This is a genomic window from Mesorhizobium sp. M1E.F.Ca.ET.063.01.1.1 (genome assembly GCF_003998155.1).
In the GTDB taxonomy this organism is placed as follows: domain Bacteria; phylum Pseudomonadota; class Alphaproteobacteria; order Rhizobiales; family Rhizobiaceae; genus Mesorhizobium.
In genome coordinates this window covers 1-8,046 of sequence record NZ_RZSC01000237.1, presented here as the reverse complement: position 1 = coordinate 8,046, position 8,046 = coordinate 1, and the positions used below count along the sequence as shown (strand labels likewise).

6 protein-coding genes and 1 pseudogene are annotated in these 8,046 nt (G+C 62.7%); 1 reads left to right on the top strand and 6 read right to left on the bottom strand.

The window, feature by feature from the left end:
* Positions 1-120: 120 nt before the first annotated feature.
* The 6 genes from EOA29_RS17800 to EOA29_RS17775 form a co-directional block, all read right to left on the bottom strand.
* Positions 121-489: a GFA family protein gene (locus EOA29_RS17800; RefSeq protein ID WP_126094150.1), complete on the bottom strand. Its 369-nt coding sequence runs from the start codon at positions 487-489 to the stop codon at positions 121-123.
* A gap of 132 nt (positions 490-621) precedes the next feature.
* A complete protein-coding gene (locus tag EOA29_RS17795) occupies positions 622-999 on the bottom strand; it encodes a hypothetical protein (protein WP_126094151.1) in 378 nt (125 codons plus the stop codon).
* A gap of 288 nt (positions 1,000-1,287) precedes the next feature.
* Positions 1,288-1,692 carry a GFA family protein gene (locus EOA29_RS17790; RefSeq protein ID WP_126094152.1) on the bottom strand — a complete coding sequence of 135 codons (405 nt, stop codon included), beginning with the start codon at positions 1,690-1,692 and terminating at the stop codon, positions 1,288-1,290.
* 33 nt (positions 1,693-1,725) lie between these two features.
* A protein-coding gene (prfB, locus tag EOA29_RS17785) for a peptide chain release factor 2 (protein ID WP_126094153.1) occupies positions 1,726-2,857 on the bottom strand; the annotation gives its coding sequence in 2 pieces (ribosomal slippage) (positions 1,726-2,790 and positions 2,792-2,857; 1,131 coding nt in all).
* 129 nt (positions 2,858-2,986) lie between these two features.
* The gene (locus tag EOA29_RS17780; protein ID WP_126094154.1) at positions 2,987-5,443 is read right to left on the bottom strand and encodes a penicillin-binding protein 1A; all 2,457 of its coding nucleotides are present in this window, start codon (positions 5,441-5,443) and stop codon (positions 2,987-2,989) included.
* Between the two features lie 231 nt (positions 5,444-5,674).
* Positions 5,675-6,931 carry an N-acetylmuramoyl-L-alanine amidase gene (locus EOA29_RS17775; RefSeq protein ID WP_126094155.1) on the bottom strand — a complete coding sequence of 419 codons (1,257 nt, stop codon included), beginning with the start codon at positions 6,929-6,931 and terminating at the stop codon, positions 5,675-5,677.
* Between the two features lie 644 nt (positions 6,932-7,575).
* Here EOA29_RS17775 and EOA29_RS17770 point away from each other — a divergent pair.
* A pseudogene (locus EOA29_RS17770) lies at positions 7,576-8,046 on the top strand (S1 RNA-binding domain-containing protein); the annotation flags it as partial.

Genomic DNA, 8,046 nt, shown 5'->3' with positions numbered 1-8,046 from the left:
GAGCACGGTCTTCTTCATAAGATGGTCCCTCTCCAAATCGCGACCGTTGCGGCCGCGCCAAATCAGCCCTTCCGCACGCCTTGTAACATGAAATGCGGCAAAAAGCGGAACGGCAAAGCTCTACCAGAGGTTCTTGCCGTCGATCACCACCACTTCGACCTTGTCCAGGTCGAAATCGTCGAACAGGCGGGAGTTGACGCTGATTTTCGGGTTGTCGAAGTCGGGCTCACCGGTCGACCAGTCGGGGGTTTCGGTGAAGGTGCCGCAGCCGCAGACGGCGCAGAAGCCATGTTTGATGGTTTTCGAGCCCCAGCGGTAGAAGGATACGTTTTCAGGCGGGCTGGTGAGCTTGAATTGCGACGGGACGTAGTAGGCCCAGAGCGACCCGCGCTTGGAACAGAACGAGCAGGTGCATTGCGTCACGGTTTGCGGCGCTTGCGAAACCTCGAATGTCGTCGCCTTGCAATGGCAGCTTCCCTTGATGACCATGAACGCATTCCTCTTCGTTGTCCGCCGCCCTCCGCGGCAAGGCAACATAAAGAAACGCTACTGGCAACCGGCTGTCGGCAGGCTTGCCTGCCATCGCATCCCAGGAATGCAACTCTCAGAACGTCTCGTCGCTCAATAGGACCGCGGCGGCACGAACAGACAGATGGTCTTGCCGGCATCGAGGCCCGCCTGATGCGCGCACCAGTGGAATTCGCCGTCGGGCGAGTCCTTGACGCGCTTGTCGGTCATCGGAACGACCTCCCCCGTGCCGGCTATCACGTAACCCTCGGGCTTTTCCAGCACTTCGCCTGTGTGGGTCGTGCGGCAATCATAGTTCGCGCAGCACGCGAATGGATAACTCCAGCCCTGCGGCATCGCAGCCGTGGGTTTGGCGTCGTGCGCGACGGCAGTGGCGGTCAGCATCACCGTCCCGACCGTGGCGAACAGGGAAAACAGGAGTCGGCCGGCCGGGCGAACGGCTCGGGCCGATCTTGACTTGGCAGCAGGCATCGAAGCGTTCCTTTCGAGCATCAAGCGTTTTTCCGCTTGCCCGTTCCCGGAACGTGTCTTCCCAGTGGCCGGATCGTCAGTCGCAGATATGCCGCGTCCGGCCATAAATGCTTCTATCCCCCAGCCCAAATGCTGAGCTGATTCCTTGGCCGGCGCAAGAAGTGGGCGCGCCCTCGGATCGCACCGGGGCTTCAGCATCGGCCACAGAAAAGGGTGCGCCGACTTGGTTAACGAAGCCGGCGACCAGGGTGCCTAAGAACGAAATTCCGCTGACGGAGGTTCCGGCCGTCAGCCGGTGACATGTTCACGATATTGCGGCAGGTCGTCCGTAATCGTGAACCATGGCGCCTTGGAACCGACGAAGATGTGTGCATTCGGGCGAATGCTTGGATCGTCCATCAACGTCCCCATGGCGATATGGACGTAGGCCCCCTCCCGCACCAATGAATAGAGCAGCGAGCCGCATTGCCCGCAATGCGCGTCGTGGCCGCTGGCATCGCCATAGATCAGCAATCCGTCGTCACCCGCGGTCAGGCGAAACTTGAGGCGCTCGATCCCGGCGAAAGGCTTGAAGGCGGAACCGGTGGTACGACGGCAGTTCGAGCAATGGCAATTGGCCGCGTAGGCGAATTCATCGGCCACCTCGTAGCGGACCGCGCCGCAGAAGCATTTTCCTGCAAGTGTTCGAACCACTGTCTCCTCCGTCGCAGTGATGCGCAGGGACCCTTAGTCCAGATCAGCCACCGCCTCGCCGGCGCCACCCTCGATGCGATGCGACAGCGAAGCTTCCATGAACTCGTCGAGGTCGCCGTCAAGCACGCTTGACGGGCTGGTGTTTTCGACGCCGGTGCGCAGATCCTTCACCAGCTGATAGGGCTGCAGCACGTAGGAACGGATCTGGTGGCCCCAGCCGATATCGCTCTTCGAAGCCTCGGTGGCGTTCGCCACGGCCTCGCGCTTCTTCAGCTCTTCTTCGTAGAGCCGGGAGCGCAGCATCTCCCACGCCTTGGCGCGGTTCTTGTGCTGCGAGCGTTCGGCCTGGCAGGCAACCGCGATGCCGGTCGCGAGATGGGTGATGCGAACCGCCGAGTCGGTCGTATTGACGTGCTGGCCGCCGGAACCGGAGGAACGATAGGTGTCGATGCGCACGTCGGATTCGGAGACGTTGATCTCGATCGTGTCGTCGATGACCGGATAGACCCAGACGCTCGCGAAGGAGGTGTGGCGGCGCGCATTGCTGTCATAAGGCGAGATGCGCACCAGGCGATGAACGCCGGATTCCGTCTTCAACCAGCCATAGGCGTTGTGGCCCTTGATCAGCACGGTGGCGGACTTGATGCCAGCCTCTTCGCCTTCATGGACTTCCAGTACCTCGACCTTGAAGCGGCGCCGTTCGGCCCAGCGCGTATACATGCGCAAAAGCATCGAGGCCCAGTCCTGGCTCTCGGTGCCGCCGGCGCCGGCATGGATTTCGAGATAGGTGTCGTTGGCGTCGGCCTCGCCCGACAGCAGCGTCTCGACCTGGCGGGCCTTGGCCTCGCCCTGCATCGACCGCAATGCGGCTTCGGCTTCGGCGACGACGCTTTGGTCGCCCTCTTCCTCGCCAAGCTCGATCAGGCCGATATTGTCTTCGAGCGCCTGGGTCAGTCCTTTAACGGCTGCGATGCCGTCCTCGAGTTCCTGGCGTTCCCGCATCAGCTTCTGCGCTTCGATCGGATCATTCCAGAGGCTGGAATCCTCGGCGCGGACGTTCAGGTATTCAAGCCGCTTGATGGCCTGATCCCAGTCAAAGATGCCTCCTCAGCAGGGTTATCGCCTGCCTGATCTCGTCGACAATGTTGAGCGTTTCCGCGCGCATGGTTTTGGGTTCTGTCCTGTTGTTCTGCTTCTTGTCCGGAATAGGCGCGATACATAGGCACGGCACCGCCGCCTGTAAAGCGAAATGGGCCGGCGGTATTTTGCCGGCCCATTTCGAAATCGGGAAATCTTAGTAGAGGCCGCCGCCGCCGTCCTGGATGGCCTGATTGGCCTGCGGCGACAACCCGGCACCGGAGCCGTTGGAGCCGTCGGCGCCCATGCCGATGACCCAATAGCTGTCGGCCGGGCCGGTGCCGGGCTTGAACGCCTCGATAATGGTGTTGGGATCGCCCTCTGCAGCACGCATGCCGGTCTTGCGGTTGATGGCGATCAGCTTCATGCCTTCCGGAACCTGGAAGTCGACATTCGGCGTGCCGTCCAATGCCACGCGCATGAAATCCTTGAAGATCGGCGCAGCCAGACCACCACCGGTGGCGCCCTTGCCGAGGCCGCGCGGCGTGTCGTAGCCCATGTAGAGACCGACGACGAGGTTCGGCGTGAAGCCGATGAACCAGGCGTCTTTCTCGTCGTTGGTCGTGCCGGTCTTGCCGGCGATGTGGCGGCCGAGCTCGGCGATGGTGGCGCCCGTGCCGCGCTGCACGACGCCTTCCATCATCGAGGTGATCTGGTAGGCGGTCATCGGATCGAGCACCTGCTCGGAATTGTCGACCAGTTCCGGCTCGGACTGGTTCTTCCATTCGCTGGCGTTGCAGCCTTGGCAGCCGCGTTCATCCTGCTTGAAGACGGTCTTGCCGTAGCGATCCTGGATGCGGTCGATCAGCGACGGTTTGATCGACTTGCCGCCATTGGCCATGATCGAATAGGCCGACACCATGCGCATGACCGTCGTCTCGCCGGAGCCCAGTGCCATCGGCAGATATGGCGCCAGATGGTCGTAGACGCCGAAGCGTTCGGCATATTCGACCACCAGTTTCATACCCATGTCATTGGCGAGCCTCACCGTCATCAGGTTGCGCGACTTCTCGATGCCGGAGCGCAACGTGGCCGGGCCTGCGACCGTGCCGTCATAGTTCTTCGGCGTCCAGGTCGTGTTGCCGCTCTGGATCGTGATCGGGCCGTCCATGATCACGGAGGCCGGCGTGTAGCCGTTATCGAGCGCCGCCGAATAGACGATCGGCTTGAACGAGGAGCCCGGCTGGCGCATCGCCTGCGTCGCGCGGTTGAACTCCGACTGCGCGTAGGAGAAGCCGCCGACCATGGCCAGCACGCGCCCGGTATGCGGGTCCATGGCGACCAGGCCGCCTTCGACTTCGGGCACCTGGCGCAGGCTGTAGGTATTGTCTGAGCCGTCGTTCTTCTGCACGAAAATGACATCGCCTGGCTCCAGCACCTCCGCCGGAGATTTCGCCCTGACGGACTTGCCGTTGACGAAGTGGCGCATGGCGAAGCCCATGTCGTCCTTGGCGACAGTTCCCTCAACGCGGTCCTTGACGAGGTCCCCGGAGACCTGCCGCGCCGGCTGAATGCCGATAGTCAATCCGTCGGCGGAACTGTCGAGCACGACGGCGAGCGTCCATTCCGGCACGTCCTCCAGGCCCTTGACGGCGCCGAGCGGAACGCCCCAATCGCCGGAAATATCGATATGGGTCACCGGTCCGCGATAGCCGCGCAGCGTGTCGTATTTCAGCAGCCCGTTCTGCATCGCCTTGCGGGCGATCAACTGGATCTTCGGATCGAGCGTCGTGCGCACCGACAGGCCGCCCTCATAGAGCGCGTTCTCGCCGTAGCGGGCGATGATCTGGCGGCGCACCTCCTCGGTGAAAAACTCGCCCGCGAACAGATAGGAGCCGTTGCGGCGCGGCTTCACGCCGAGCGGCTCGGCCTTGGCCTTGTCGCCTTCCTCGCGGGTGACGTAGCCGTTCTCGACCATCTGGTCGATGACCCAGTTGCGGCGCTCCAGAGCGCGGTCGGCATGCTTGAAGGGATGATAGTTGTTGGGGCCCTTGGGCAGCGAAGCGAGATAGGCGGCCTCGGCGACGGTCAGCTCGTTGACCGACTTGTCGAAATAGGTGAGCGCCGCGCCCGCCACGCCATAGGCGCCGAAGCCGAAGAATATCTCGTTGAGATAGAGTTCGAGGATGCGGTCCTTCGAATAGGCCTGCTCGATGCGGAAGGCCAGGATCATCTCCTTGATCTTGCGCTCATAGGTCTGGTCTGAAGTGAGCAGGAAGTTCTTCGCCACCTGCTGCGTGATCGTCGAGGCGCCGACCTGGCGCCTGCCGGAGCCGAGATTCTGCAGATTGACGATGATGGCGCGGCCAAGGCCGGTGATGTCGATGCCGGGGTGGTTGTAGAAGTTCTTGTCCTCGGCCGACATGAAGGCGGCCTTGACGCGATCCGGGATCGCCTGGATCGGCAAATAGAGACGCCGCTCGCGCGCGTATTCGGCCATCAGCGAACCGTCCGACGCATGGATGCGCGTCGTCACCGGCGGCTCGTATTTGGCCAGAACTTCGTAGTCGGGCAGATCCTTCGTCAGATGGCCGATGTAGATGGCCAGGCCGGCAGCGACCAGCAGCGCCAGCGTCGTGCCGATGCCGAAGAAATAGCCGATGAGACGAATCATGCCCGCTCCAGTCCGAGGTTCGGGATTTTCCTAAACGAAGCCGACAGTCGCGCAAGCTTCACGGGGCGGTCCCAATCCGCAACGAAAACCCATGTCGCGACCATGTGGACAAAATACGGCAGCGCGAAATTTCAGGACTCGTTCCGCGGAATAATAACGCTACGTGTCGTCGTCGCGCAACGCCGCTTGTGGTTGCAGGACGACTCTTGGTTGCGGGCGGGAGCAGCCCCGTCAACCACCGGTCCCGGTTCCGGCTTTCGCCGCGGCAAACAGGGCAACGGCATTGGTTATGCTTTGCGCCGCCTTGCCACGCCAGTCGGCGCTGAGGAGTTGCGCCTCGTCCTTGCTGTTGGAGAGATAGCCGAGCTCGACCAATACGGAGGGAACGTCGGGCGCCTTCAGCACCTTGAAGCCCGCCGAACGCTGTGGATTGTTGATCAGGCCGACGCTGGTCGACAACTGGCCGACCAGCGTGTGGGCAAAGCTCATCGAGAAGCCGTGCGTCTCGCGGCGGATCAGGTCGATCAGGATGTCGGTGACCTCCTTGTTGTCGTTCTCGATCTTCATGCCGGCGAACTGGTCGGACAGGTTTTCGCGATCGGCGAGTGCCTGGGCTTCGGGATCGGAGGCCTTGTCGGAGAGCGTGTAGACGGTGGCGCCGCGGAGGCCCTTGACGGCAATCGTGTCGGCATGGATGGAGATCAGAAGATCGGCTTCGTGCTGGCGGGCGATGCGCACGCGGTCGTCAAGCGTGAGGTAAACGTCGTTCTCCCGCGTCATGTACACTTCGTATCTGCCGACCGCGGCCAGCTTGTCGCGCAATTCGGTGGCGAAGGCGAGCGTGACATCCTTCTCGACCGTGCCTGAGGCGCTCTCCGCGCCGCCGTCGACGCCGCCGTGGCCGGGGTCGACGACCACGGTGAAGCGGTGGCCGGGCGCCGAGATCGGCCCGGTGCCGACCCGGCCGCCCTTGTCGGCGGAAACGGTCGAGCCGGTCGTCAGCGACTGGTTGGCGAGGGCTTCGTCGAATTCCCGTTCCGACGCGGCCGACATGTCGATGGCGATGCGATAGCCGTTGCCGTCATCATTCTTCAGCACGTCGAGCTTGTCGACGGCGAACGGCCCCTTGCCGGTGAGGATCAGCCGCGAACCCTTACCCTGGTCGCCGAAGCGAACGGCGCGCACCAGGCCGCGCGGCTTCACATCCTTGGCGTAGAGGGCGAATCGCGTACGCGGCAGATCGACGACAAGGCGGTTGGGGCCGCGCAGCAGGAACCATTTCACATCCGGCTCGCGGTCGAAGGTCATGACGATGCGCATCTTGGTGGCGTCGCCGGCCATCTTGTAGCCGGTCGCGCCAAGCAACCCATCGGCCCGCGAGGAGGCGGTCAGCCCAAGCAGGACCGCCAGCAGGAAAAGCGTCTTTGTCACGAGTTGGAGATGCCCAGCGGCGCCACGGCCCTTGTCTGCGGTGCCTGCCAGTCCCATCTCTTGTCCGTCGCTCCCGGTTTGGCGCCTTGCGCCGGGTCGTTTCGCAGAAGGCCTGTCTGGCAGCCAACTCGATTAACAATTGGTATCCAGAGAAGGTTAACCAAGCCTTTTCGTGTAGCAAATGGAGCGACCTTCCCCAACGGAAGCGCTTTTTGCCGGCATCCGAAATCGGGGTTGCCTTCCACCCCGCCAAATCATAAAAGCGACATTGGATCACTGCAATCCTGGAACCGCCCGCCTCTGCAGTTCCCGCCAAGGGTAAGATGTGAAGGCGGCTCCTTTCGCTTCCGGGCTTCAGGTGATCGCGACGATTTTCGCAGGCGTGCTCCCGTGGCGGGGGAATCGCCTGTGCGATGAAAACGGCCGGGATGTCCCGCGCCGGCTCCGTGTGAGCAAACAAGCTGGTCCGGCTAAGCCCGGGCTTTGGTTCAAAAGGTTCTGCTGGGTGCCGATGGCTTCAAGCGCAATCATGGAAAGGTCCGCATCGAACCGCGCCATTGTGGCTGCGGGCGGCACCGCCATCGCGTTGAAGCAGCGGCCGGCGGACATTCAATTATCCGGCATCCACACAAATCCAGGCACACAGCGGCGGGGGCTGCCCCGCCAGCTGCGGCTGATGGCTGCCGGGAGGAAACGAAATAATGCCCAACAAGATGCTGATAGACGCCTCCCACCCGGAGGAAACACGCGTTGTTGTCGTTCGCGGTAACCGCATCGAAGAATTCGACTTTGAATCACAGGACAAGAAGCAGCTCAAAGGAAACATCTATCTCGCCCGCGTAACCCGCGTCGAACCTTCCCTCCAGGCAGCCTTTGTCGAATATGGCGGCAACCGTCACGGTTTTCTCGCCTTCAGTGAAATTCACCCCGACTACTACCAGATTCCGGTCGCCGACCGTCAGGCCCTGCTGCGCGCCGAAGCGCAGGAGGCCGAGGACGAAGACGACGAGGAAGCCGAAAGCGGCGATGAGCAGCAGGCGCGCGAACGCGGCGGCCGCCGCAGCCGTCGGCGCGGCGGCAAGAATCGCGACCGTGGCGAGCACCGGCGCGGCGCCGATGCCGCCGCGACCGAGGGAGCCAGCGAAAACGCCGAGGAGGTCGCGGCTTCGGAC

Bases quoted from the DNA above. Each gene is read 5' to 3' on its own strand.
- EOA29_RS17800 (WP_126094150.1), bottom strand. From the start codon at position 489: ATGGTCATCAAGGGAAGCTGCCATTGCAAGGCGACGACATTCGAGGTT.
- EOA29_RS17795 (WP_126094151.1), bottom strand. From the start codon at position 999: ATGCCTGCTGCCAAGTCAAGATCGGCCCGAGCCGTTCGCCCGGCCGGC.
- EOA29_RS17780 (WP_126094154.1), bottom strand. From the start codon at position 5,443: ATGATTCGTCTCATCGGCTATTTCTTCGGCATCGGCACGACGCTGGCG.
- EOA29_RS17775 (WP_126094155.1), bottom strand. From the start codon at position 6,931: ATGGGACTGGCAGGCACCGCAGACAAGGGCCGTGGCGCCGCTGGGCAT.